At 74.1% G+C, this 24,095-nt stretch carries 22 protein-coding genes; 15 read left to right on the top strand and 7 right to left on the bottom strand.

The annotated features are described in order from the left end of the window. Positions 1-2: 2 nt before the first annotated feature. Together CLV63_RS00445 and CLV63_RS00440 are read right to left on the bottom strand one after the other, a co-directional pair. The gene (locus tag CLV63_RS00445) at positions 3-590 is read right to left on the bottom strand and encodes a TetR/AcrR family transcriptional regulator (protein WP_106580820.1); all 588 of its coding nucleotides are present in this window, start codon (positions 588-590) and stop codon (positions 3-5) included. Next, positions 580-915 carry a DMT family transporter gene (locus CLV63_RS00440; RefSeq protein ID WP_106580819.1) on the bottom strand — a complete coding sequence of 112 codons (336 nt, stop codon included), beginning with the start codon at positions 913-915 and terminating at the stop codon, positions 580-582. The genes CLV63_RS00445 and CLV63_RS00440 overlap by 11 nt, the downstream gene beginning before the upstream one ends. Before the next feature lie 373 nt (positions 916-1,288). Between CLV63_RS00440 and CLV63_RS00435 the strand changes: the two genes are divergently transcribed. Continuing rightward, positions 1,289-1,789: an anthrone oxygenase family protein gene (locus CLV63_RS00435; RefSeq protein ID WP_245928490.1), complete on the top strand. Its 501-nt coding sequence runs from the start codon at positions 1,289-1,291 to the stop codon at positions 1,787-1,789. Between the two features lie 109 nt (positions 1,790-1,898). Here the strand turns inward: CLV63_RS00435 and CLV63_RS00430 are convergent, their stop codons facing one another. Beyond that, positions 1,899-2,861 carry a DMT family transporter gene (locus tag CLV63_RS00430; protein ID WP_106581225.1) on the bottom strand — a complete coding sequence of 321 codons (963 nt, stop codon included), beginning with the start codon at positions 2,859-2,861 and terminating at the stop codon, positions 1,899-1,901. 74 nt (positions 2,862-2,935) lie between these two features. On the opposite strand from CLV63_RS00430, the gene CLV63_RS00425 reads away from it, so the two are divergent. Continuing rightward, positions 2,936-3,889, top strand: a complete 954-nt coding sequence (locus CLV63_RS00425; protein WP_106580818.1) for a LysR family transcriptional regulator — start codon at positions 2,936-2,938, stop codon at positions 3,887-3,889. Between the two features lie 186 nt (positions 3,890-4,075). Further along, positions 4,076-4,285, top strand: a complete 210-nt coding sequence (locus CLV63_RS00420; protein WP_106580817.1) for a heavy-metal-associated domain-containing protein — start codon at positions 4,076-4,078, stop codon at positions 4,283-4,285. Between the two features lie 273 nt (positions 4,286-4,558). Here the strand turns inward: CLV63_RS00420 and CLV63_RS00415 are convergent, their stop codons facing one another. Then, on the bottom strand, positions 4,559-6,910 hold the full coding sequence (locus CLV63_RS00415; RefSeq protein WP_106580816.1) for a heavy metal translocating P-type ATPase: 2,352 nt from the start codon (positions 6,908-6,910) through the stop codon (positions 4,559-4,561). A gap of 155 nt (positions 6,911-7,065) precedes the next feature. Continuing rightward, positions 7,066-8,076 carry a hypothetical protein gene (locus CLV63_RS00410; RefSeq protein ID WP_106580815.1) on the bottom strand — a complete coding sequence of 337 codons (1,011 nt, stop codon included), beginning with the start codon at positions 8,074-8,076 and terminating at the stop codon, positions 7,066-7,068. A gap of 257 nt (positions 8,077-8,333) precedes the next feature. Here CLV63_RS00410 and CLV63_RS00405 point away from each other — a divergent pair, with 257 nt between their 5' ends. Both CLV63_RS00405 and CLV63_RS00400 read left to right on the top strand, forming a co-directional pair. Continuing rightward, positions 8,334-9,701, top strand: coding sequence for a peptidase C39 family protein (locus CLV63_RS00405; protein ID WP_211301081.1), 1,368 nt, complete (start codon positions 8,334-8,336; stop codon positions 9,699-9,701). Between the two features lie 292 nt (positions 9,702-9,993). Continuing rightward, a complete protein-coding gene (locus tag CLV63_RS00400) occupies positions 9,994-11,736 on the top strand; it encodes a pyruvate dehydrogenase (protein ID WP_106580813.1) in 1,743 nt (580 codons plus the stop codon). Between the two features lie 39 nt (positions 11,737-11,775). Here the strand turns inward: CLV63_RS00400 and CLV63_RS00395 are convergent, their stop codons facing one another. Continuing rightward, entirely contained in the window at positions 11,776-12,120 is a 345-nt protein-coding gene (locus tag CLV63_RS00395) for a hypothetical protein (protein WP_106580812.1), read from the bottom strand. 202 nt (positions 12,121-12,322) lie between these two features. Between CLV63_RS00395 and CLV63_RS00390 the strand changes: the two genes are divergently transcribed. Continuing rightward, positions 12,323-12,721 (top strand): hypothetical protein, encoded by a 399-nt coding sequence (locus CLV63_RS00390; RefSeq protein WP_106580811.1) that lies wholly within the window; start codon positions 12,323-12,325, stop codon positions 12,719-12,721. A 27-nt stretch (positions 12,722-12,748) separates the two neighbouring features. On the opposite strand, the gene CLV63_RS00385 is transcribed toward CLV63_RS00390, so the two are convergent. Next, a complete protein-coding gene (locus CLV63_RS00385; protein WP_106580810.1) occupies positions 12,749-13,561 on the bottom strand; it encodes a class I SAM-dependent methyltransferase in 813 nt (270 codons plus the stop codon). 86 nt (positions 13,562-13,647) lie between these two features. On the opposite strand from CLV63_RS00385, the gene CLV63_RS00380 reads away from it, so the two are divergent. The 9 genes from CLV63_RS00380 (at position 13,648) to CLV63_RS00345 (ending at position 24,086) form a co-directional block, all read left to right on the top strand. Further along, positions 13,648-14,328, top strand: coding sequence for a TetR/AcrR family transcriptional regulator (locus CLV63_RS00380; RefSeq protein WP_211301080.1), 681 nt, complete (start codon positions 13,648-13,650; stop codon positions 14,326-14,328). A gap of 52 nt (positions 14,329-14,380) precedes the next feature. Further along, positions 14,381-14,551, top strand: coding sequence for a hypothetical protein (locus CLV63_RS33390; protein WP_170134100.1), 171 nt, complete (start codon positions 14,381-14,383; stop codon positions 14,549-14,551). A 255-nt stretch (positions 14,552-14,806) separates the two neighbouring features. Beyond that, on the top strand, positions 14,807-16,366 hold the full coding sequence (locus CLV63_RS00375; protein WP_106580808.1) for a hydantoinase/oxoprolinase N-terminal domain-containing protein: 1,560 nt from the start codon (positions 14,807-14,809) through the stop codon (positions 16,364-16,366). Between the two features lie 85 nt (positions 16,367-16,451). Beyond that, positions 16,452-17,582, top strand: coding sequence for a DUF917 domain-containing protein (locus CLV63_RS00370; RefSeq protein ID WP_106580807.1), 1,131 nt, complete (start codon positions 16,452-16,454; stop codon positions 17,580-17,582). Between the two features lie 60 nt (positions 17,583-17,642). Further along, on the top strand, positions 17,643-18,773 hold the full coding sequence (locus CLV63_RS00365; RefSeq protein ID WP_106580806.1) for a DUF917 domain-containing protein: 1,131 nt from the start codon (positions 17,643-17,645) through the stop codon (positions 18,771-18,773). Continuing rightward, the gene (locus tag CLV63_RS00360) at positions 18,770-20,293 is read left to right on the top strand and encodes a helix-turn-helix domain-containing protein (RefSeq protein ID WP_211301079.1); all 1,524 of its coding nucleotides are present in this window, start codon (positions 18,770-18,772) and stop codon (positions 20,291-20,293) included. The genes CLV63_RS00365 and CLV63_RS00360 overlap by 4 nt, the downstream gene beginning before the upstream one ends. A 252-nt stretch (positions 20,294-20,545) precedes the next feature. After that, positions 20,546-21,220, top strand: coding sequence for an AroM family protein (locus tag CLV63_RS00355; protein WP_106580805.1), 675 nt, complete (start codon positions 20,546-20,548; stop codon positions 21,218-21,220). 186 nt (positions 21,221-21,406) lie between these two features. After that, positions 21,407-23,083, top strand: a complete 1,677-nt coding sequence (locus CLV63_RS00350; protein ID WP_106580804.1) for an OPT/YSL family transporter — start codon at positions 21,407-21,409, stop codon at positions 23,081-23,083. 70 nt (positions 23,084-23,153) lie between these two features. Beyond that, a complete protein-coding gene (locus tag CLV63_RS00345) occupies positions 23,154-24,086 on the top strand; it encodes a DUF1177 domain-containing protein (protein ID WP_106580803.1) in 933 nt (310 codons plus the stop codon). The last annotated feature ends 9 nt before the right edge of the window (positions 24,087-24,095 follow it).

The raw sequence follows: 24,095 nt of genomic DNA, 5'->3' as shown, positions 1-24,095 counted from the left end.
TGCTACTCCGGTGCGAATGGGTGACGTCGGGTGATGCGTTTCAGCACCGCGAGGACCTCGGGGGCCGTCGACAGTCCGTCGGTGGTGAACGTGCGCAGGAACAGGCCGTCGATCGCCGCGGCGATCGCGGTGCCGTCGAGCGGGTCCGCGGTGAACCTGGCGGTGAACGCGTCGATCACCTGGTTCCAGCGCGCGATCTCGGCGCGCATGTCGGGCCGCCGGCCCGCCATGAGGAACAGTTCGTACTCCGCCATCGTGTGGGCGCGGTTGCGGTCGCCGCCCGCGGCGATCAGTTCGGCCAGTTGCTCCATTGCGCGGTCGTCGTCGGCGGACAACGAAGCGAAGGCGTCGATGTACCAGTCGTTGACCTGGATCAACGCGGCTGTGAGCAGGTCATCGACGGTGGCGTAGTAGTAGGTGACGGCGCTGGGCGGCAGCCCGGCCTCTTTGGCGACGACGCGCTGGGTGACAGCGGCGACCCCGTCCCTTTCGATGACGCTCATGACCGCCGCGAGCAGGCGGCGGCGGCGCTCGTGGCCCTTGCGCCGCCGTCCGTCGCTGATGTGCGCCTCGTCGGATTCAGGCTGCATTGGCATGCTGGCCGCCCAGCTCCAGCGCGAGGACGCCGCCGATGATGAGGGCGATCCCGGCGGCCTGGATCCAGGTCATGCCTTCGCCGAGGAAGAGCGCGCCGATGATGGCGATCAGCGCCACGCCCGCCGCGGCCCAGACGCCGTAGGCGACGCCGAGCGGGAGCCCGCGGGCGAGGCCCTGCGACAGCATGAAGAACGCCGCCGCGTACCCGACCACGACCACGACCGAGGGGACGAGCTTGGTGAAGCCGGCGGAGAACTTCAGTCCGACGGTCGCGGTCACCTCGGCCGCGATCGCGCCGACGAGCCAGAGCCATGCCATGGGAACCTCCGAGAAGAAGAAAAAACCTGAGCGATCGCTCCAGATTCTACGCCGAGTCCGCGACCCGCGCACACGAGACCTGCGTCACACCTTGTCGGGCCCGTCGCATCCGGTATTCCGATGACCCCGCTACCTGGCTGAGGGGTCTCCCAACCGCGGCGCAGCGGACGGCGGCGCGGGTGCGGGGCGCGCGAGTCCCGTGCCGCGGAAGCGGCGGAGATCCGCCCAGGCTGCGTTGCGGTACAGCCGGATCCGTACGGGCGGCGGCGCCTCCGTAGGCTTCTCGCACACTGGCGCGCCACCGGCTTCGCGAACGGACCCGCCGACCAACGAACTGCCGTACCGCTTCCGTGGGCGGCGGAAGGAGCCGACCATGCTCTCGGGCCTGGCGATAACCGCGATAGCAGTGGCCTTGTTGCTCTTGGGGGCAATGGCGGGCGTCTTCTTCGCCTATTCCAACTCGGTGGTCCCCGGGCTCGACGCGGCAGACCCCCGCCAGGCGGTGCCCGCCATGCAGAGCATCAACCGCACGATCCTCAACCCCGCGTTCTTCACGGTCTTCATAGGAGGGCCCATCGCGGCGGCGGCAGCGGCGCTACTGCTGCTGCCGCTGGGGCACGGGGCGGCGGCAGCGGCCTGCGGGGCGGGGGCGGTCGTCTACCTGCTGGGCGCGTTCGCGCCGACCGCCGCGATCAACGTCCCGCTGAACAACACCATCGACGCGGCCGCAGCACCGGAGGGCCGCGACGAGGCCGCGCGGGTGTGGGCGGCCTTCTCGCCGCGCTGGACCCGCTGGAACACGGTGCGCGCCGTTGCGAGCGCGATCGCGCTGCTCTGCGTCGTTCTGGGCGGCTACCTCTGGGCGGTGGGCTGAGGACGCCCGGCCGGACGCCCCGGCCCTTCGGGCCCCGCCGCGGCGCGCGGCCGCGCCCGGCGCGCCGGGGCGGCGGTTCGCGCCGCGCGGGTCCGGGCCGCGGGCCGGTTCAGCGCGGGTCGTTCGATGCCGCGGGCTGCCGCGGCCGGCGCGCGGACCGGCCCGACACCCACACGGCGAGGACCACGAGGACGCAGCCGAGGATCTGCGTGGCCGTGGGGCGCTCGCCGAGGAGCGCGATGCCGATCACCACCCCCTGGACGGGTTGCAGCAGCAGGAGCGCCGCGCCCGTGCTGGGGGCCAGGCGCGGCAGCGCGGAACCCACGAGCAGCCAGGCGAGCACCTGGCCGAAGACGGCCAGTGCCGCCATCCACGCCCACTGGTTCCAGCCGAGGTCCAGGTCGATGCCGGTCCACACGCTCCCGAGCACCAGCGCCGACACCGCCGCGGCGGCCGTCGACGTGCACACCGGGAGGACCGAATGCCGGGTGCCGCCGCCGAGTCTGCTCAGGAACAGGTAGCCGGCGAACGCGACGCCCGCCGCCGTGCCGTAGACGGCGCCGGAAACGGGGCTGCTGCCCGGCTCGGCCGAGCCGATCGCGCCGCCGGCGAGCGCGACCCCGATCAGCATCACCGGCGCGGCGAGGATGAACGGCCCGGGCAGCCGGGTACCGGAGAAGATCCGCACCAGCAGCGGGAAGACGATGACCTGGATGTTGATCAGGATGGTGGCGATCGAGGCGCCGACATCCTGGATGCTCTGCGACCAGAGCACGTAGTCGACGCCGAGCAGCAGGCCCGCCGCGACGTCCATCAGCAGCAACCGCGCGGGGCGCGGCCCGACCTTCCGGTACTCGGCGATCGCCATCGGCACCAGCGCGAAGAGGGCGAGGAAGCAGCGGAGGAATGCCGCGGTCCCGGCGTTCACGCCGGACAGTTTGACGAAGGCGCCCGAAGAGGACGTGGACGTGGCCCCCGCCAACGCCGCCACCACGGGGTGCATGCGGTCGAGCAGACCGGTCAGGCCGTTGTTCGCCGTGCCCGGCGGTTCGGGCCTGCTTTCGGTCGCCATGCGGTCCACTCTGCCTGCTCGGACGCACAAGGAAAAGCGATGATTCATGGCTTGTACCCGGTAGTGTCCGTTACGTGTTCAGTCTCGACCGGCTCCGGGCGCTCGCAGCGGTGGCCGCACACGGTTCGATCGCCCGGGCGGCGCTGGCCCTGCATGTGACCCCGTCAGGCGTGTCGCAGCAGTTGGGCAAGCTCGAACGCGAGAGCGGGCACCGGCTGCTCGAACCGCACGGCCGCAGTGTCCGGCTCACCCACGCCGGACGGGTCCTGGCCGAGCACGCCGCCCGGGTCATGGCGCAGCTGGCCGCGGCGGAGTCCGACCTCGCCGACATGCGCGCGGAGATCCTGGGGCCGCTGCGCATCGCCGCGATCGGCAGCGCGGTCCGCGCGCTGCTGCCCGAGGTCCTGGCCCGGTTGACGCAGGAGCACCCGCGGCTGACCCCGTCCGTGCGCGACGGCGAGGTCATCGACATGATGCCGGCGCTGCTCGGCGGCGACCTCGACCTGCTGCTCATCGAGAGCTGGGCGCACCGGCCCGTCGTCCTCCCCGAAGGGCTGGTCGTCCAGCCGCTGGTCAGGGAGGAGGCACACGTGGCGCTCTCGGTACGGCACCCGCTGGCCGACCGCGAGACCGTCGACCTCGCCGAGTTGGCGGGCACACCGTGGACGAGCTGCCTTGCGGGCACCGAACCCTACGAGGCGCTCGTGCAGGCGCTGCGGGTCCGCGGCGTCGAACCCGACATCCGCTACACCGTCGCCGAGTACGCCACCCAGTTCGCACTGGTCGAGGCCGACCTCGCCGCGGCGCTGGTGCCGGCGATGGCGCGGCGGTCGGTGCCGCCGGGCATCAGGTTCGTCGCGACGAGTGCCCCACTGCGCAGGGAGATCAAGGCCGTCTGGCGCGCCAGCTCCGAGAACCCGCCCATCCGCGCGTGCGTCGCGGCGCTCCGCGCCCGCAGCGACGCCGGGCCGGGGTCCGTGCGCCGCACCGGCGGCACGGGCGCCCCGGGGACCGCCACCCCTGCCTAGACCGGTCCGCCGCGCGCGTCGCCGACATCGACGGCGCCGACGCGGCCGCGCGCACCCCGGGTTCCCTGGGTGGACTCCAGCCGAATTAATACCCCAATAGGGTATTTGTGTTCCATGGGGATGGGGGGTATGTTTCATACACCCTAGGGGTATCAGTGACCACGCACTCGAAGGGACTTTCGCGCCATGGCAAGCAGCACGTACACCGTTCAGGGCATGACCTGCGATCACTGCGCCGGAGCAGTGACCAGCGAGGTCACCGCGATCCCTGGTGTCACCGAGGTCGCGGTCGACGTCGCGGCCGGCCGATTGACCGTGTTCAGCGCCGAGCCGGTGCCGGACCAGGCCGTCAACGACGCCGTCGAGGAAGCCGGTTACGAGGTCGTCGGCGCGTGACCCATGCGGGGGCGGGGCCGCCGACGGCCCGCGGCCCCGCCCCCGCCTCCCCACGTCAAGGCCCCGGCATCGCGCCGGGGCCTTCCGCATGTCCGCAGGCGCCGCCGACCAGGGCGCCGCAGCCCGTCGCGGCACCCGGCATCCCCTCGCGGCACTCGGTATCGGCGGCGCCCTCCCACCCCCCGATGTATCGCCTCGGACGCGAAAGCGGTGTCCCGCACCCGTGTGGCCGGGCGCGGGACACCGCTGCTGTGGTCCGTCGGCGGACCCGGGTCAGGAGGTCGTGGCGGCCTCCTGCCGGGACGGCCGCGCGGGTGCCGCGGACGCGGGGGCGTCGTTGCCGCTCAAGGGCTTGAACCCCTTGAGCCGCAGGCTGTTGCTCACCACGAAGACGCTGGAGAACGCCATCGCCGCACCGGCGATCATGGGGTTGAGCAGGCCCGCCGCCGCGAGAGGCAGCGCCGCGACGTTGTAGGCGAAGGCCCAGAACAGGTTGCCCTTGATCGTCCCGAGTGTCCGCCGGGACAGCCGGATCGCGTCGGCGGCGGCGCGCAGGTCGCCGCGCACCAGGGTGAGGTCGCTCGCCTCGATCGCGGCGTCGGTCCCCGTGCCCATGGCGAGGCCGAGGTCGGCCTGGGCGAGGGCGGCGGCGTCGTTGACGCCGTCGCCGACCATCGCGACACTGCGGCCCTCGGACTGGAGCCGCTTGACGGCGTCCACCTTGTCCTTCGGCAGCACCTCGGCGATGACCTCCTCGATCCCCACCTCGTCGGCGACGGACCGGGCCACAGCGGTGTTGTCACCGGTCAGCAGCACCGGGGTGAGTCCGAGCGCGCGGAACTGCCGGACGGCCTGCGCGCTCGTGGGCTTGACGGCGTCGGCCACGACGAGGACGGCGCGGGCCTCTCCGTCCCAGCCGACGGCCACAGCGGTCTTGCCCTGGGCCTCGGCCGCGGCCTTGGCGTCCGCCAGGTGCTGCGGGAGGTGCTGCGCCCAGTCGGTGAGCAGGGCGGTGCGGCCGACGACGACCGCGTGCCCGTCGACGACCCCTTGGACGCCGAGCCCTTCGACGTTGGCGAAGCCCTCCACCGCGGCCAGGTCGCCCGCGCGGTCCTCGGCGCCCTTGGCGATCGCCTGGGCGATGGGGTGCTCCGACGCGTTCTCCAGCGCGCCGGCCAGCCGCAGCACCTCGGTCTCGTCCTGCCCTTCGGCGAGGACCACGTCGACCAGCGTCATCTGCCCCGTGGTCACGGTGCCGGTCTTGTCGAGGACGATGGTGTCGACGCCGCGCGTCGACTCCAGGATCTCGGGCCCCTTGATGAGGATGCCCAGCTGGGCGCCGCGCCCGGTGCCGACGAGGAGCGCCGTGGGGGTCGCCAGGCCGAGGGCGCACGGGCAGGCGATGATCAGGACGGCGACCGCCGCGGTGAACGCCGCGGCGATCGACCCGCCGGTGCCCATCCAGAAGCCCAGGGTCGCGAACGCGAGCGCGATGACGATCGGGACGAACACACCGGAGATCTTGTCGGCGAGCCGCTGCGCCTCGGCCTTGCCGTTCTGGGCGTCCTCGACGAGGCGGGCCATCTGGGCGAGCTGGGTGTCGGAGCCGACGCGGGTGGCGCGCACGACCAGCCGCCCGCCCGCGTTGACGGTCGCACCGGCGACGTTGCTGCCGGGGCCGACCTCGACCGGGACGGACTCGCCGGTCAGCATGCTCATGTCGACGGCCGACGTGCCTTCGCTGACGACGCCGTCGGTGGCGATCTTCTCGCCCGGCCGCACGACGAACAGGTCGCCCCCGGCCAGCCGCTCCACGGGGACGCGCTCCTCGCGTCCGTCGCGCAGGATGGCGACGTCCTTCGCGCCGAGTTCCAGCAGCGCGCGCAGCGCGGCTCCGGCGCGGCGCTTGGAGCGGGCCTCGAAGTAGCGCCCGGCGAGGATGAAGGTCGTGACCCCCGCCGCGACCTCCAGGTAGATGTTGGCGGCGCCGTCGGTGCGGGCGATGGTGAGCTCGAAGGGGTGGGTCATGCCCGGTGTGCCCGCCGTCCCGAGGAACAGCGCGTACACCGACCACGCGAACGCGGCGATGGTCCCCATGGACACCAGGGTGTCCATTGTCGCGGCGCCCAGTTTGAGGTTCTTCCACGCCGCGATGTGGAACGGCAGCGCGCCCCACACGAGGACGGGTGCCGCGAGGGTCAGCGACGCCCACTGCCAGTACTCGAACTGGAGCGCGGGCGCCATCGCCATCGCGATGACGGGGACCGACAGCAGCGCGCTGACGATGAGGCGGTCGCGCAGTGCGCGGGTCGGGTCGGGTGCCTCGGCGGACCCCGGCTCGGCCGGGGTGCCGGGCTCGGGTTCGGGTGCCGGGAGGGCCGCGGTGTAACCGGCCTTCTCGACCTGGGTGATGAGGTCCTCGGTGGCGACCGCCGCGGCACCGTCGGCGAACTCGACGCGGGCCTTCTCGGTGGCGTAGTTGACCGTCGCCGTGACGCCGTCGAGCTTGTTCAGCCGCTTCTCGATCCGCATGGCGCAGGACGCGCAGGTCATGCCGCCGATGGCGAGTTCGACCCGGTTGTCTGCGCCGGCGTGCCGGACGTCGTCGTCCACTCCTGGGTTCATTGCCGTTCCTCGCTGGTGTGGGCGGGGCCCGTGGCGCGGGCCCCGGTGCCGAGAATCAGTCGGCGCTGCTGGGCGGTCGGTTCGGTCGGTGCGGCCGGGGGTAGGGGCCATCGGTTCCGGCCGGTGGTCCCGGCCGGCGGGTCTGCGGGCGGGTGTCAGTGCGCGCCGTGGCCGGATTCGCCCTCGTGCCCGCCCTCGTTCCCGCTGTCGGACTCGCTGTCGGGCTCGCTGTCGGCCGGTTCGCCGCCACCGGAGTCCGCGCCGGCCCCGTCGGTCGTCGCGGTGAACTCGGCGGTGCGGACCTTGCCGTCGTGCTTGAAGTCGAAGAACAACCGGTAGTCGCCCCTGGACGGCACCTCGGCGTGGAAGTCGACCCCCGGGCCGGGCTTGGTCTTGCCGTCGCCGGGCGCGCCACCGGGGTGGACGTGCAGGTAGGCGAGGTCGCCATCGCGCAGCGCCACCAGGTGCCCGAACGCTCCGAGGTAGGGCTGGAGGTCGGTGACCGGTTCGCCGTCCTTGCTGACCGAGAGGTCGAGCGCGCTGCCGGTGCCGGCCTTGAGGTCGCCCTTGAGTGTGACGGTGTATCCGTCGACCTCGGCGGTGCGGACCGGTTTCGGCAGCGGCTCCGGCGTGGAGTCGCCGGGGACCTCGAGGTCGGCGCCCAGCACAAGCCCGTCGTCGCGGCCCTCGGGGACGAAGTCGGCGAACAGCCGGTAGGCGCCGGGTTCGTCGAGGGTCATCGGCAGGCTCCACACCCCTCCCTTTTCGAGGCGGGGGTGCACGTGCTGGAAGCCGGTCATGTCGCGCCGCACGATGATGAGGTGCAGCTTCTTCTCGTGTTCGGGGGTGAACCCGGTGACGGGTGAACCCTCGCTGTCCAGGATACGGAAGGACAGCCGCTGCTCGTCCCCTGCCTTGTCGGGGACGTCGAGGGGTTCGAGGGAGTAGCCGGCCGCGGAGATCTGGAGCCCCGACGCCGCGTTGTCGGCGTCCTGGGCGCCCTCGGCCGCCCCGCCCGGTTCGCCGGACGCCGGTTCGTGGGTGTCGCCGTGCTCGGGGCGGTCCTCCGCGGCGATGGGCCCGACCACCCGGCCGGCCCCGAGGGACGCCCCGAACGCGAGTGCGAGTCCGGTGCCGTAGACGGCCAGTTTCGCTGCGGTGTTCATGACTGCTCCTCGGTTTCGGGTGTCCTCGTTCTCCTGTATTCAAGAAATACCATACCCCCCCAGGGTAATCAAGCGGCCATGTTCCACCCCCTTTCACCCCGGGGGTTGCGGCGGTGCGGCCGTTCGTCGGCGCCGGGCGGGGGCGTGCCGGGCACAGTGGGCGAACAGGCTGTCGCCGTGTGCATCGATGGCCCCGGGGGCGGGTACGTATGGGCGACATAAAGCCCGCGACACCCGCACATCCGACAGGAGCACCCATGCCGCCACACGTCACGCGCCGGACCGTCGTCCGCAGTCTCATCGGCGCCCCTCTGGTCGGCGGTGCCCTCGGAGCCGGCGCCCCGTCGGCACTGGCCGCGCCGGCGCGCCGTCCCCGCGCCGACGACGCCCGGGTGCAGTACCGCGCCTGGGTGTCGGCGGCGGACTGGAAGTCCGGCGCGGCCGACGGGGTGCGGGTCCGGCCGGGCGACGTCCCGGCGATCGAGATCGCCGAGCCCACCGGCACCCGCGAGTACGCCGACCCGCACACGGGCGAGACCCGCGTCTGGGAGACCGCCGCCTGGACCTCGCCGGTGCACGCCGTCGACTTCGCCGCCGACGAGCTGATCGCGTCGTGGAACGCCGAGACCCCCGACGGCACCTGGATCGAGGTGGCGCTGCGCGGCGACTACAGCGGCGGCGGCAGCACACCCTGGTACGTGCTCGGCCGGTGGGCCTCCGGCGACGCCGACATGAAGCGGACCTCGGTCAACGGTCAGAAGGACGACCGGAGCGAGGTCGCGACCGACACCGTGCTGATCTCCGACAAGGGCGGCGGCGCCGGCATCACCGGCTACCGGATCCGGGTCACCCTGCTGCGCGCCGAGGGCGGTTCGGCGACCCCGGCGGTCCGCCGGGTCGGCGCCATGGCGTCGACGGTCCCGGACCGCTTCACCGTCCCCGCGTCGAAACCCGGCGTGGGCAGCGGGGTGGAGCTCGAGGTGCCCCGCTACTCCCAGAACACCCATGTCGGCGACTACCCCGAGTACGACAACGGGGGAGAGGCGTGGTGCAGCCCCACCTCCAGCCAGATGGTCCTGGAGCACTTCGGCCGCGTCCCCACCGAGGAGGACCTCGACTGGGTGGAGCCGCCGGACCACCACGACCCCAGCGTCGACCACGCCGCCCGGTTCACCTACGACTACGCCTACGAGGGCTGCGGCAACTGGCCGTTCAACACGGCCTACGCGGCGACCTACCGGCAGATGAGCGCGCTGGTGACCCGGCTCGGCTCCATGGCGGACGCCGAGCGGCTCATCGCGGCGGGGGTGCCGATCATCACCTCGCAGTCGTTCGAGGAGCGCGAACTCGACGGCGCCGGCTACGGCACGGCCGGGCACCTGATGGTGCTCATCGGCTTCACCGAGGACGGCGACGTCATCGCCAACGACCCCGCCTCGCCGTCGAACGACGCGGTGCGGCGCGTCTACCCGCGCCGCCAGTTCGAGAACATCTGGCTGCGCACGAAGCGCAAGCTCGCCGACGGTTCGACGTCGTCGGGCAGCGGCGGCGTGTGCTACCTGTTCTTCCCCGAGGAGCCGGGATCTGACCCGGTGCGGGCGCTGCGGGAGCTCGGTATCCGCTGATCGGGACGGCCTGCGGCCTGTCGGCGGCCCCCGTGCCGCCGCCGTGGAAAGACCGGCCGGGTGGTGGGCCGCCCTGAGAAGACCGGCCGGGTGGTGGGCCGCCCTGAGTAGGCTCGCCCCAGCCGGGTAGCGGGGCGCCGGGCGCCGCACCAACCGCACCAACCGCATCACCCGTACCGACCGCACCGCACCGTCCGCACACCCGGACCCCCTTCGTGACACAGCCGAACCGACCGCGCCGCCCGTGGGGCCCGGAGCGGTCGCCCGTCCGTCGATCAAGGGAGCCGCAGCCATGGCGAAGCGAACCGTTGCCGAGCAGTACGTCGACCTCATCGCCCGCGCCGGGGTGACACGGGTGTTCGGGGTCGTCGGCGACAGCCTCAACCCGGTCGTCGACGCGATCCGCCGCAACAGCGCCGTCGAATGGGTGCAGGTCCGCCACGAGGAGGCGGCGGCGTTCGCGGCGAGCGCCGAGGCGCAGCTCACCGGCAGGCTCGCCGCCTGCGCCGGTTCGTGCGGCCCGGGCAACCTGCACCTGATCAACGGGCTGTTCGACGCGCACCGCTCCATGGCGCCGGTCCTCGCGCTCGCCGCGCAGATCCCGAGCAGCGAGATCGGCACGGGGTTCTTCCAGGAGACCCACCCCGACCGGCTGTTCCAGGAGTGCAGCCACTACTCGGAGCTGATCTCCACCCCCGGGCAGATGCCGCGGGTGGTGCAGAGCGCGATCCAGTACGCGGTGGGCCGGCGCGGGGTGTCGGTGGTCGCGCTGCCGGGCGACGTGGCGGGCAAGGAGGCGCCGGAGAGCGCCGTCGAGCTCGCGATGGTCACCGACCTGCCGGCCACCCGGCCGGGCGACGCCGAGGTCGCCAAGCTGGTCGACCTGGTCGACGGCGCGGAGAAGGTGACGCTGTTCTGCGGCCGCGGTGTCGCGGGTGCGCACGGCGAGGTGATGGAGCTCGCGGAGAAGCTCAAGGCCCCCGTCGGGCACGCGCTGCGCGGCAAGGAGCACATCCAGTACGACAACCCCTACGACGTCGGCATGTCGGGGCTGCTCGGCTACGGCGCCGCCTACGAGGCCATGCACGGGTGCGACCTGCTGATCCTGCTGGGGACCGACTTCCCCTACAGCGAGTTCCTGCCCGACGGCGCCCGCATCGTGCAGGTCGACGTGCAGCCCGAGCGCCTCGGCCGCCGCACCGACCTGAAGCTCGCGGTCTGGGGCGACGTCGGCGAGACGCTGCGCTGCCTGACACCGCAGGTGCGGGAGAAGACGTCGCGCCGCTTCCTCGACCGGATGCTCGACCGGCACGTCGCGGCGCTCGAAGGGGCGGTGCAGGCGTACACCCGCAACGTGGAGAAGCACACGCCGATCCACCCCGAGTACGTCGCGGCGGTCCTCGACGAGGAGGCCGCCGACGACGCCGCCTTCACGGTCGACACCGGCATGTGCAACGTCTGGGCGGCGCGCTACCTCACCCCGAACGGCCGCCGCAGGGTCATCGGGTCCTTCGTGCACGGGTCCATGGCCAACGCGCTGCCGCAGGCCCTCGGCGCGCAGTTCCTGGACCGGGGCCGGCAGGTGGTGTCGATGTCGGGCGACGGCGGGTTCGCCATGCTGATGGGCGACTTCCTGACCCTCGTCCAATACGACCTGCCGGTGAAGGTCGTGCTGTTCAACAACTCGTCGCTGGGAATGGTCGACCTCGAGATGATGGTCGACGGGCTGACCCCGCACGGAACGGGGTACCAGCACACCGACTTCGCCGCCATCGCGACCGCGGCCGGGGCGCGCGGGATCCGGGTGGAGCGGCCGGGCGACGTCCGCGACGCGCTGCGCGAGGCGTTCCGGCACGACGGCCCGGCGCTGGTCGACGTCGTGACCGACCCGAACGCGCTGTCGATGCCGCCCAAGATCACCGCGGGCCAGGTCACCGGGTTCGCGCTGTCCGCGAGCCGGACCGTGCTCAACGGCGGTGTCGGCCGCATGGTGCAGCTGGCCCGTTCCAACCTGCGCAACATCCCGCGGCCCTGACCGCGCGCCGTTGCGGCGCGCGGCCGGGCCGCGGGCGCGTCATCCCGCGGCGGCGTCCCTGGCGGTGCCGGTGTCGGCCGGCGCGATCAGGCCGACGAGGAGCAGGTGCTCCCCGCTGGTGTCGAGGCACACCGGGTCGAGCAGGTGGGGGTCGACGGCGGCGATGCGCCGGTACTCGTCCGCGGTGACCCCGATCAGCTGCCTGCCGGTCCTCTCTTCGAGCCGGTGGAGCGCGCGCTCGGAGTAGTGCGCGCAGAAGGGCACGGACTGCCCCGCCGCACCGAACCCGTCCCCGTCGCCGGCCGCCGCGGCGGGACCCGCCAGGGCCGGGCCGGCGAGGCCGGCGGTCGCAAGGGCCATGGCGAGGGTCGCGGCGAGCTTCATAGGGTTCCAATCACTTGGAGTAGTTAATTGCTACTTGGAGTAATTTAGCCGGTGTGTTCGCGTATGGCCCGGACGCGCGGCGGGACGACGGCGGGGCTCGGGGCTCGGGGGATGGGTGCCCGGGCGCATTCGGGGCAGTTGGAGCTGAGACGGGCGGCCTCCCCAGGACCGCCCCACCCGATGGCGACAGACGGAGGACCCCATGGCACGTCCGAACGGAGCCGCGAGCGGAGCGAAGAAGGTCGTCTTCAACGAGGCGGACCGGACGAGGAGCGGCCCGCTGATCGGCATCTCCTTGGCAGAGGCCGAGCGGCTGCGGGGCACCGTCACCGCGCTGCGGGCGGCCCTCGCCTACGCGGGCACGGCGGGGGAGCGGCAGGCGGCCGTCCTCAAGGAGCACGTGCGGGTCCTCGGCGAGGCGGAGCACGGCCTCCGCGGCCTCCTCGAACAGGCCGGCGGCCACGCGGACGGCGGGTCGGGCGCCGGCGCGGGCGCGCTGTACGACGACCTGGTCCGGCTGTTCGACGCCGCCGGATCCCCCCGCCCCGACGAAGCCGCCCGCCACCGTCCCGCGCCGGACGGCCCTGACCCGGCCCGCTGAGCCGGATCCGGAACGGGGGCCCGGGCCTCAGAACGAGAACAGGGCCACGCGCATGGAGTCGCGCAGGGCGGGGACGCGGTTCATCGCGCCGTAGAGGCGCCGGTAAGCGGGGGCGGTGTTCGCGATGCCGGGCAGGGCGGTCACGCCGTGCTCGGCGAGCAGCCGCAGCGCCGGCACCCACTGGCTGAGGCCGCCGAGGTCGCGGACGCCCCATTGGTGGACGGCCCCGGTCCTGCGCAGTACCGGGTCGAACCGTGCGAGCCGGGCGGCCCACGGCAGTTCGACGTCGCACGCCAACCGCCCCGCCCGGCCCGCGGTCACCCGGCGGAGGAGGCGCCGGACCTCCTCCGCCGGCAGGTACATGAGCAGACCCTCGGCGACGACCAGGGTGGGGCGGTCGACGGGCACCCCGTCCGCCCAGGAGGGGTCGGTGACGGAGGCCCCGATCATCCGATAGCCCGCGCCCGCCGAATAGAGGCGCTGCCGCAGCGCGATGACCTCGGGGTAGTCCACGTCGTACCAGAGCACGCCGGGGGCCGGGTCGACGCGCAGCGCACGGGCGTCCAGCCCGCAGCCGAGGTGCAGCACGACGGCGTCGGGGCGCTCGGCCAGGAAGGCGCGGGTCCAGTCGTCGAGCTGCCGGGTGCGGCACAGGGCGCCCGCCGCGGCATCGCGCCGTATCGCCGCGCCTGGGTCGGGCCCGTTGATGCGGGCGAGGGCGTCCTCCGCCCACCGGTCGCCGAGGATCGGGGCGCCGGAGCGGTTGTCGGCCGCCCTCACGGAGAGGGTCAGCGTCATGGTCTGCTGGGTCGGGCCGAGCAGTGGTCGGTCGGTACTCAAGGCGATGTCCTTCCTGGGCGTGGCAGGATCGGATCTCCGGTACTGTACGTATGTACAGTATAGTGTTCATTGGTATGGTTCGGGGTATGGGCGCACCCGCACCGAACGGCGACGGAGACCCGCGCTGGAGCGATCTGAGCGCGCGGGCCCGCATCCGCGACACCGCGCTGCGGCACTATGCCGAGCGGGGCTACGCCGCCACCACGATCCGCGGGATCGCCGCGGCCGCCGAGGTCTCACCGGCGCTGGTCCAGCACCACTTCCGCACCAAGGACGCGCTGCGCCGCGCCTGCGACGCCCACGTCCTGGAGTTCATCCGGCGCAGCACCGCCCAGGGGGTCGCCGGAGGCGGCATCGCCGACCCCGGGTTCGTTGACGCCGTGCACCGCCAGGCGCCGTCCCTGCTGAAGTATCTGGCGAGGGCGGTGGGCGACGGCTTCCCCGGTGCCGATGCGCTGTTCGACGAGGTGGCCGCGCACACCGAGCGGCACCTCGCGGCGGCGGTCACCGAACCCCCCGCGCCGGGCGTGCTCCGTGCGCGGGCCGCCGTGCTGACCGCCATGCACCTCGGCGTGGTCGCGTTCGGCGGACACCTGTCCCGGGCGCTCGACGTCGACACGCTCTCCGCCGAGGGCCTCCCGGTCGTCGGCGCGGCACTGCTCGACCTGCTCGACCCTGCCGTCACCGGGCCCGGCCTCGACGACCTCGCGCGCCAAGGGCTGACGACGCACCGTGCCGCGGGCGACGGTGCCGCCTCCGGTCCCTGAACCGTTCGGTGTTCGGCGGCGCCCCGGCGGGCAGCGGTAGGCGATGGGATGCATGGACGACCGCCCCGGCGGGGCGGAGCTGGACGAGGCCGCCCTCGGGGCGTACATCGGTGCGCTGCTGCACCGCGGCGAGGACCCGCGGCTGGCGGCGCTCGCGCGGGAGATCCTCCGGCGCGGCCCCGTCCCGGAGGACGCGCGGCCGCCCGGCCCGGCGGCGGGCTGACGGGCCCGGCGCGCGGGCGGCGGCCGCCCACGTGCGGCCCCGCGGGCAGGCGGTGGCGCGCCGGTCGCGCGTGCCCCGATTGTGCGCTCTGCCCTGCGACCCGTGCGCAACCGGGCGATGTGCTCGATGACGGCGCGACGGCGCCCGATTACGTTGGACTCATCGCCCCGCCCGGGGCGGGGGAGCCGCCGGCGGGTCCGATCCGGCCGCCCGGCGCCCCTCGGCGAAGCACGTCTACGGAGGAGTCGGCCACCTGTGCGTATCGGCATCGATGTGGGCGGTACCAACACCGACGTCGCCCTGGTCACCGGAGGCAGCGTCCTCGCAGCGGTGAAGACCTCCACGCAGGACGACGTCACCGACGGCATCATGGCCGCGCTGAACGAGTTGCAGCAGCAGCACCCGTTCGACCCCGCCGCGGTCAAGGCCGTCATGATCGGCACCACCCACTTCATCAACGCGCTGGTCGAGCACCGGCGGCTCGCGCCGACCGCGGCGATCCGCCTGGGCCTGCCCGCGACGGCGGCCCTGCCGCCGCTGGTCGACTGGCCGGCACCGCTCGCGGCGGCGCTCGGCGGGCACGGCTACCTGTGCCACGGCGGGCACGAGTTCGACGGCCGGGCCATCAGCGAGCTCGATGAGGACGAACTGAAGCGCACGGTCGAGGACATCGCCGCGCGCGGGGCGCGCAGCATCGCGATCACCTCCGTGTTCTCGCCTGTCACCGCGGAGTTCGAGCAGCGCGCCGCCGAAGTGGTCGGCGCGATGCTGCCCGACGCCGCGATCTCGCTGTCCCACGAGATCGGCCGGATGGGCCTGCTGGAGCGCGAGAACGCGACCATCGTCAACGCCTCACTGCGCGAACTGGCCGTCGACATCGTCGACGGGCTCGCCGCGGCCATCGAGGGCCACGGGATCGCCGCTCCGCTGTACCTGAGCCAGAACGACGGCACGCTGATGGACGTCGACTTCGCCCGCCGGTACCCGGTCGCGACCTTCGCCTCCGGACCCACCAACTCCATGCGCGGCGCCGCCTACCTGTCCGGGCTGGCCGACTGCGCCGTGGTCGACGTCGGCGGCACCACCAGCGACATCGGGATCGTGCAGGCCGGTTTCCCGCGCGAGGCCACCAACGACGTGAGCGTCGCGGGTGTGCGCACCAACTTCCGCATGCCCGACGTGCTGTCGCTCGGGATCGGCGGCGGCAGCAGGGTCCGCCCGGACGGCGGCACGGACGGCGGTCCGGTTGTCGGCCCCGACTCGGTGGGCTTCCGGCTGGGCTCGGAGGCGCTGGTCTTCGGCGGGCCGACCATGACGGCGACCGACGTCGCCGTGGCGGCCGGGCGCGCCGAGATCGGCGACCCGTCCCGGGTCGCCGGCATGGACCGCGACCTCGTCGGCGGCGTGCTGGCGCAGATCGCCGCCGCGGTGACCGACGGCGTCGAGCGCATGCGGGTCTCCGCGGAGCCCCTGCCCATCGTCGCCGTCGGCGGCGGTTCCGTGCTGCTCCCCGACCGGCTGGACGACGGCGCCGCGCTGGTCCGCCCCGACAACTTCCCCGTCGCCAACGCCGTCGGCGCCGCCATCGCCCAGGTCGGCGGCGAGGTCGACCGCGTCTTCTCGATCGAGCCGGGGCGGCGCTCCGCCGTCCTGGACGACGCGAAGCAGGAGGCCGTCGACCGCGCGGTGCGGGCCGGTGCGCTGCCCGACACCGTGCGGGTCGTCGACGTCGACGAGGTGCCGCTGGCGTACCTCCCCGGCAACGCGACCCGGATCCGGGTCAAGGCCGTCGGCGAGCTGTTCACCGCCCCGTGATCCGGGGCGGGCCGCCCGCACCCGGCCGCGGGCCGGGCGGACCGCGGCGCGGCAGGCCACACAGACGAGACAGGAAGGCGACAGCGTGAGTTTCGACCTTGGCGTCGACAGCCTCGGGGACCTCAGCCGCGGCGCGGCACTCCTCGGCACCGGCGGCGGCGGCGACCCCCACGTGGGCCGGCTGCTGGTGACGCAGGCACTCGGGGACCGCACGGTGCGGATCCTCGACCCCGACGAGGTTGCCGACGACGCGTTCGTCGTGCCGGTGGCGCAGATGGGCGCCCCGACGGTCGGCATGGAGAAACTGCCCGGCGGCGACGAGCCGGTGGCGGTGCTGCGCGCCATCGAGCGCCATGTGGGGCGCACGGCCGACGCGGTCATCCCCGTCGAGTGCGGCGGCATCAACTCGATGATCCCGCTGTTCGTCGCGGCGCGGACCGGCCTGCCGGTGATCGACGCCGACGGGATGGGCCGGGCGTTCCCCGAACTCCAGATGAAGACCTTCGCCGCCTACGGCATCTCCGGGTCCCCGATGGCACTGGCGGGCGAGAACGGCGAGACCGCGATCATCGACACCGGCACCGACGACAAGCGCATGGAGTGGCTCGCCCGCGGCGTGACGATGCGCCTCGGCGGTATCGCGCACGTCGCCGAGTTCACCATGAGCGGCGCCGACATGCGGCGCACCGCCATCAAGCGCACCCTCACCCTCGGGATCCGGCTGGGCGCGGCCCTGCGCGAGGCACGGCGCGACCACCGCGACCCGGTCGCGGCGCTCGCCGAGGTGGTGGCCGACACCGAGTACCGCCACCTCCGCGCGCTGTTCACCGGCAAGATCGTCGACATCGAACGGCGCACCGAGGGCGGGTTCGCGGTCGGCCGCGCCCGGTTCGCGTCCTTCGGCGCGGCCGACACCTCGGAGCTGGAGCTGACCTTCCAGAACGAGCACCTGGTGGCGGAGGTGGACGGCCGGGTCGTCTGCACCGTCCCCGACCTGATCTGCGTCCTCGACGCGGAGACGGGCGAACCCATCACCACCGAAGGGCTGCGGTACGGGCAGCGGGCCACCGTCATCGGCATCGGCACACCGCCGGTGATGCGCACCGAGCAGGCCCTCGCCGCGTTCGGTCCCGCGGCGTTCCGGCTGGGCACCGAGTTCCGCCCGGTGGAGGAGCTGACCGCAGGCACCGCAGGCACCGCCGCGCCGACACCCTGACACCCTGACACGCCACCGGGACCGCGTGCCGTTCGGGCGGCGTGCTGGCATCCTGGCCCGGTGACCTCCGCACTCGCGCCGTCGCACGACGACATCGCCGCACTCGAACGGGGCAGCACCCTGCTCGGGTGCGGCGGCGGTGGTCCGACCCCGCTCGCGGCGAGCCTGCTGCGCCGGTGGACGGCCGGCAAGGCGCTGCCGCGGCTGCTGGACGCCGCGGAGCTGCCGCCCGACGCCCCCGTGATCGCGACCGGAATCGTCGGCGCCACGGCCGCGCTCGCGGAGAAGCCGCCCGGCGGCGCGGAGTTCCCCGCCGTCGTCGAGGCCGTCGCCGCCGCGACGCGCACCCGCCCGCACGCGGTGATGGGCATCGAGGTCGGCGGCGTCAACGGGGTCATGGTCTTCGCCGCGGCCGCCGTCCTCGGGCTCGACGTGGTCGACGCCGACCTGATGGGCCGGGCACTCCCGCGGTTGGACCAGCTGGCGTCGGCCGCGGCGGGGCGGCCCCTCGCCCCGGTGGCGCTGGCGGGCGGTTCCGGGCCGACCGCGGTCTTCGACGGGATCGACGATCGCGCGACCGAGCGCCTCGCACGCTCCTTCCTGCCCGAGGCCGGCGGCTGGGCGAGCGTGGCGTTCGCGCCGCTGCGGGCCGCCGACATCGCGAACGCCGCGATCCCGGGGACCGTCCGGCGCGCCCTGCACCTGGGTCGGACCCACCTGGCGCTGCCCGTCGCGGGGGACGCGCGCACGGCGGCCCGCGCACTGGGCGGCGAGCTGCTCTGCGACGGCCGAGTGCTGGAGGTGGTCCGGCACCGCACGCGGCGCACGTTCGCGCAGGGCACGGTGACCGTCGTCGACGACGCGGCCGGTGCCCTGACCCGCGTCGAGATGGAGAACGAGTACCTGCTCGCGCTGACCGACGGCACACCGGTCGCCAGCACCCCCGACCTCATCTGCCTGGTGGACCGCCGCACCGGCAGCCCCGTCGGCTGCGACCAGGTGCGGGCCGGGCTCGACATCGCGGTCCTGCACCTGCCCGGCGCCGCGTTCTGGCGGCACCCCGATCGGATCGGCCGCGTCGGCCCGCGGGCCTTCGACCTCGCCCACCCGCCCGTCCTGCTCGACCGGCCCTGGACCGGCGGGTCCGACCCGGCCGACCGCGCCGGTCGAGCCGCCGGGGCGGCGCGATGACGGCGCGGCCCCCGACCCTCGCCGACGTGTGCGCGCGTCCGGCGTGGACCGGCGTCGCGGCCCTCGCGGGCGCGGAGCACCTGCACCGCCCGCTGACCGAGGTGGTGGTGGCGCGCGACCTCGACGCGGTGCGGCCCGCGGCCGGGGCGCTGATCGCGGTGCTCACCCCGGTCACCGGGGCCGACTGGCGCATCGACGCCGCGCTGCGCCGCCTCGCGGACGCGGGGGCCTGCGGGCTGCTCGTCTCCGGCCGCGCCGCCCCGCTGCGCGCCACCGCGATCCTCGCCGACCGGGTCGGGATACCGCTCCTCGGCACCGACGACGACATCGTCGCGCTCGCCGTGGGACTGCGGGAACTGCTGTCGGCGCCCGAGATGGACCGCGCCCGCCTCCTGGTGCGCGCCCACGAGGCGCTGTCGCGCCGGGGCACCACGCCGAAAGAGGTCGCCGCGACGGTCGCGGCCCTGCTCGGCGCGCGGGTGTGGATCCTGTCCGGGGAGGGCGCGACCCTGGCGGGCGACCCGGTCGAGGTCGAGGGGTTCCGCACCGCGCCGCCGATGGTGCAGCGCCACCCGCACGGGCGGGGGGTCGCCCTGTTCGCCCCGGTGCCGGCCCACGACGCCGACCACGCCGACCTGTGGATGGGCGTGCTCCTCGACCAGAACGACGCCGCGTGGGAGGAGACCGCCCGCGGGGTCGCCGCCGTCGCCACCATGGCGCTGCGCTGCTGGCGGGCCGACCGGCGGGTCGAGATCGAGCGCGACGCCCGGCTGCGCGCCACCGTGCTGGGCGAACTGCTGCGGCTCGACGGGGAGCCGTCGGCCGAGCTGCGCAATCGGGCCGGCGACCTGGGGTGGCGCCTGGGCGGGTGGCACCTCGGCTTCCACATCGGCGTCCCCGACGGCGTCGACGTCCTCGGCAGCACAGCGGAACTCCTCTCCGCGCTGGAGGCCGAGGGGATCCAGGCCACCCTGGTCGAGCGGCACGACGGCTGGTCGGGGTGGGTGACGCTGGGCAGCGAGCCCGCGCCGGACGCCGTCGGCACGGTCGTGAACGGGGTCCGCCGCACCCAGCGACGGCTCGCCCGCCTGGCGTCGAGCCATGTCGGGATCGGCCGCGCCCACGCGGGCCCCGCCGGGATCTCGGCGACCCTGGGCGAGGCGGCCGACGCCGCCCGCCTCGCCGCCAACCGCCGCGAGGTCGGCCGGTTCCTGCACATCGACCGGCTCGGCCTGGCGCAGTTGCTCTTGGCCTGGACCAGGACCGACACCTTCCAACCCGCGGCACGCGATCTCCTCGCCCCGCTGAGCGGCCAGCCCGGCGAGCTCGACCGCACCCTCGCCGCCTACCTGGACGCCGAGTCGAACCTGACCGAGACGGCCGCGGTGCTCGGCGTCCACCGCAACACCGTCGCGGCCCGCATCGCGCGCGTCGAAGCGCTCCTCGGGGTGGACCTCGGCAGCGCCGACGAGCGGCTGGCCCTGCACCTGGCCTGCCACACGGTCCTGGGCGACCGCTGACCCCCGCCCGGCACCCTGCCCGGGCGGCCCCCTCCCTGGTGGGAGGCACCCTCGATCGCGGTCGCGGAGGTAAAGGGCGCGGAATGCCTTGGCAACTCCGCGGACACCTTTCGGGCAAGGCGCTGCTACCTGCATAGCCCCGGCCGTTCACCCTGGCACAGTGCACATGGCCGGGTGCCCTGGCCGCGTGCTTGTGTGGGCAGCGGGCCGGAGCACCACCGGCCCGTGCGACGAGGAAGGGAGGCCGTCCGGATGACACCCCGCCTGGGCATCGTGACCATCGGACAGGCGCCGCGCACCGACATCGTCCCCGACCTGGGTTCCGCCTTCGACGGGATCGAACCCGTCGAGCACGGGGCGCTCGACGGACTCGACACCGCCGCCATCGCGGCGCTCGCTCCGGAGCAGGACGAGGAGGTCCTGGTCACCCGGCTGCGCGACGGCAACCCGGTCCGGCTGGCCCACCACCGCATCCGGCCGCTCGTCGAGAGCGCGGTCGCGCGCGCCGAGGCCGACGAGGTCGCGGCGACCCTGGTCGTCTGCACCGCCCCCCTGGGCAACCTGGCGCACACACGCCCGGTCCTCGCCGCCGACAGCCTGCTGGTCCACGCGGTCGCCGGGTTGGCGCAGGGGCGGACGCTCGGCGTGGTCTGCCCCGACCCGCGCCAGCAGGAGGCCGCGCTCGCGAAGTGGTGGCCCCACGCGGGCGTGCCGCGCACAGCGGCCGCCGACCCCTACGGCGACGAGGCACCCGACGCCGCGGCCGATGCCGTGTGCCGGCTCGCCGACGAGGGCGCCGACCTGGCCGTCCTGGACTGCATGGGGTACACGGAGGCGACGCGCGCCCGTGCGAGCGACGTCGGCAGCATCCCTGTTCTGCTCGCGCGCTCCGTCGTCGCGGCGCTGGCACGGGAAATGGTGCGATGACTCCGACCGCGCCGCCGGAGTGCGCCCCGGCACGGGCGCGCACCGGCGACGGCCCCGGGCGCGCGGGCGTACCCGCTCCGGCGACCGCGGGCGCGTCCGCTGCGATGGCCGCAGCCGCAGCCGCAGCCGCGCCCGCCCCGAGGGTCGCGGCCGCCACGACCGAACGGACCGGGCGAGGAGACCGCCGTGCCGACACCTGAGCCGAGCGCGACAGCAGAGCGCCACCCGCAAACCTTCGAGCCGTGGCTGCTCGCCGTCCTCATCCTCACCTCGGTCGCCGGGGCGGTGATCGGCCTCCAGATCATCACCACCCTCGGCGTCACCCCGAACACCTCGATCATCGGGGTCCTGCTGGCGATCCTGATCTCCCGGATCCCCCTCGCGGCGTTCCTCCGGTTCCGCTCGGTCCACCGGCAGAACCTGGTGCAGACGTCGATCTCCACGGCCACGTTCGCGGCGGCGAACTCGCTGCTGCTCACCATCGGGATCCCCGCGGCGCTGGGCCGCCAGGACCTGCTGGTGCCGATGCTCATCGGCGCGAGCATGGCCATGGTCATCGACCTCATGATGCTGTACTGGCTGTTCGACACCAGGATCTTCCCCGCCTCGGGCGCGTGGCCGCCCGGAATCGCCTCCGCCGAGGCGATCATCGCCGGGGACAAGGGCGGCCGCCGGGCCAGGGTGCTCGGCTACGGCGCGCTGATCGGTGTCGGCGGCGCTGCGCTGGGCGTGCCGATGTCGGCGTTCGGCGTGGCGTTCATCGGCAACATCTGGGCGCTCAGCATGTTCGGCGCCGGGCTGCTCCTCGCCGGGTACTCCGGCCCGCTGTTCGGCACCGTCATGGCGGAGTCCTACGTCCCGCACGGCATGATGATCGGCGCCGGGCTCGTCGCCCTCGTCCAGGCGATCGTGCTGGTCGTGCGGCACCGGATGCGGCGCCCTGCCGCATCAGGGTCGTCGCGGGGCGAGGCGGCGGCCCCGCCCGCCGATCCGGCGCCCGCCGGGGGCGGCGCCGGATCGGCGGACGGGGCGGCCGAGCACGGCTTCACCCGCGACGACAGCGAGGCGCTGCGCGGCCTCGGCAAGGGCGCGGTCCTCTACGTCCTGGCCGGGATCGTCCTCGCCCTCGCGGGCGGCCTGTACACCGGGATGGGGCCGGTGCAGCTCCTCCTCTGGGCGCTGTTCGCCGCGCTGGCGTGCATCGCCGCCGAGTTCATCGTCGGCCTGTCCGCGATGCACGCCGGCTGGTTCCCGGCGTTCGCCACCGCGCTGGTCTTCCTGGTGCTGGGCATGTTCTTCGGCTTCCCCACCCCGGCGGTCGTGCTGCTGTCGGGGTTCGTCGCGGCGGGCAGCCCCGCCTTCGCCGACGGCGGCTACGACTTCAAGGCCGGGTGGATCCTGCGCGGCCGCGGCGGCGACCCGGCACAGGAGCTGGAGGGGCGCCGCCAGCAGCTCCTCGCGGGCCTGGTGGGCTGCGCGGTGGCGATCGCCGTCGTCGCACTCACCCACAACCTGTACTTCGACAACGGGCTGTTCGCGCCGTCGAGCAAGGTGTTCGCGACCACCATCGAGGCCGGCCTCGACGCCGGCGCGATCAGCGAGATCGCACTGTGGGCGATACCGGGCGCGCTCATCCAGCTCGTCGCCGGGTCCCGGCGGCAGATGGGCATCATGCTCGCCACGGGCCTGATCGTCGCCGACCCGATCGCGGGGTGGGCGGTGCTCGCCGGGCTGCTCATCCGCATCGCCGTCCTGCGGATCAGGGGCCCCGAGGCGGAGTCCACCCTCGCCATCATCGGCGGCGGCGTCATCGCGGGCGACGCGATCTACGGCTTCTTCAGCTCGGTCGTCAAGGCGCGGTAGCGGACGGGCCGTCGCGGCGGCCCGGGACGGCAGTACGGCACGGCACACGAGAGACGGAAGGGCGGCGGCGATGGTCTGGCGGCAGGCGATCGAGGTCCACGAGCGCATCGACAGGGGCGACGCCGACGGCGAGGCGCTTGCGGCGCTGCTGCGGGAGTCCGGTGTCGGCGACGTCCGCGTCCGGCGGGTCGCGGGCGATCGGGGGCACACCGACTTCGTCCGCGCGTTCGTCCCCGGGTCCGCGGGGCGTTCGCGGGGCGGCACGGCGCCGACGCTCGGGATCATCGGCCGCCTCGGCGGTGTGGGCGCCCGGCCCGAGCAGATCGGCATCGTCTCCGACGCCGACGGCGCGCTGGTGGCGCTGACCGCCGCGGCGAAGCTGGGCGCGATGAGCAGGGCCGGCGACGTGCTGCCCGGCGACGTCGTCGTCACCACGCACGTCTGCCCCGACGCGCCGACCCTCCCGCACGACCCGGTGCCGTTCATGAACTCGCCGGTGGACATGGCGCAGATGAACGCCAACGAGGTCGAGGACGGCATGGACGCGGTCCTGTCGATCGACGCGACAAAGGGCAACCGGGTGTGCAACCACCGGGGCTTCGCGATCTCCCCGACCGTCCGCCAGGGCTGGGTGCTGCGGGTCAGCGAAGGACTCCTCGACATCGCCGCGCGCGTCGGCGGCCGCGCGCCCGCGGTCCTGCCGATCACCACCCAGGACATCACCCCCTACGGCAACGGCGTCTTCCACGTGAACAGCATCCTGCAACCGGCCACGGCCACCGACGCGCCGGTTGTGGGCGTGGCCGTGACCGCCGAGTCGGTGGTCCCCGGCTCGGGGACGGGGGCGACGGACCTGGTGAGCGTGGAGGAGACCGCGCGGTTCTGCGTCGAGGTCGCCAAGGACTTCGGTCGGGGCGTGGTCGCCGTGCACGACGCCGAGGAGTTCGCCGCACTGGTGCGGATGTACGGTTCACTCGCGCACCTGCGGGAACTCCCCGCCTGAACGGGTGCC

The organism is Murinocardiopsis flavida (assembly GCF_003014485.1).
GTDB lineage: Bacteria > Actinomycetota > Actinomycetes > Streptosporangiales > Streptosporangiaceae > Murinocardiopsis > Murinocardiopsis flavida.
This window is presented reverse-complemented; position numbering and strand designations above follow the sequence as displayed.

What these genes read in the sequence shown, in the direction of transcription:
- CLV63_RS00405 (WP_211301081.1), top strand. Translation starts at nt 8,334, where the DNA reads ATGCCGCCACACGTCACGCGCCGGACCGTCGTCCGCAGTCTCATCGGC.
- CLV63_RS00430 (WP_106581225.1), bottom strand. Translation starts at nt 2,861, where the DNA reads ATGGCGACCGAAAGCAGGCCCGAACCGCCGGGCACGGCGAACAACGGC.
- CLV63_RS00380 (WP_211301080.1), top strand. Translation starts at nt 13,648, where the DNA reads ATGGGCGCACCCGCACCGAACGGCGACGGAGACCCGCGCTGGAGCGAT.
- CLV63_RS00435 (WP_245928490.1), top strand. Translation starts at nt 1,289, where the DNA reads ATGCTCTCGGGCCTGGCGATAACCGCGATAGCAGTGGCCTTGTTGCTC.
- CLV63_RS33390 (WP_170134100.1), top strand. Translation starts at nt 14,381, where the DNA reads ATGGACGACCGCCCCGGCGGGGCGGAGCTGGACGAGGCCGCCCTCGGG.
- CLV63_RS00390 (WP_106580811.1), top strand. Translation starts at nt 12,323, where the DNA reads ATGGCACGTCCGAACGGAGCCGCGAGCGGAGCGAAGAAGGTCGTCTTC.
- CLV63_RS00445 (WP_106580820.1), bottom strand. Translation starts at nt 590, where the DNA reads ATGCAGCCTGAATCCGACGAGGCGCACATCAGCGACGGACGGCGGCGC.
- CLV63_RS00395 (WP_106580812.1), bottom strand. Translation starts at nt 12,120, where the DNA reads ATGAAGCTCGCCGCGACCCTCGCCATGGCCCTTGCGACCGCCGGCCTC.
- CLV63_RS00400 (WP_106580813.1), top strand. Translation starts at nt 9,994, where the DNA reads ATGGCGAAGCGAACCGTTGCCGAGCAGTACGTCGACCTCATCGCCCGC.
- CLV63_RS00440 (WP_106580819.1), bottom strand. Translation starts at nt 915, where the DNA reads ATGGCATGGCTCTGGCTCGTCGGCGCGATCGCGGCCGAGGTGACCGCG.
- CLV63_RS00410 (WP_106580815.1), bottom strand. Translation starts at nt 8,076, where the DNA reads ATGAACACCGCAGCGAAACTGGCCGTCTACGGCACCGGACTCGCACTC.
- CLV63_RS00345 (WP_106580803.1), top strand. Translation starts at nt 23,154, where the DNA reads ATGGTCTGGCGGCAGGCGATCGAGGTCCACGAGCGCATCGACAGGGGC.
- CLV63_RS00355 (WP_106580805.1), top strand. Translation starts at nt 20,546, where the DNA reads ATGACACCCCGCCTGGGCATCGTGACCATCGGACAGGCGCCGCGCACC.
- CLV63_RS00360 (WP_211301079.1), top strand. Translation starts at nt 18,770, where the DNA reads ATGACGGCGCGGCCCCCGACCCTCGCCGACGTGTGCGCGCGTCCGGCG.
- CLV63_RS00420 (WP_106580817.1), top strand. Translation starts at nt 4,076, where the DNA reads ATGGCAAGCAGCACGTACACCGTTCAGGGCATGACCTGCGATCACTGC.
- CLV63_RS00415 (WP_106580816.1), bottom strand. Translation starts at nt 6,910, where the DNA reads ATGAACCCAGGAGTGGACGACGACGTCCGGCACGCCGGCGCAGACAAC.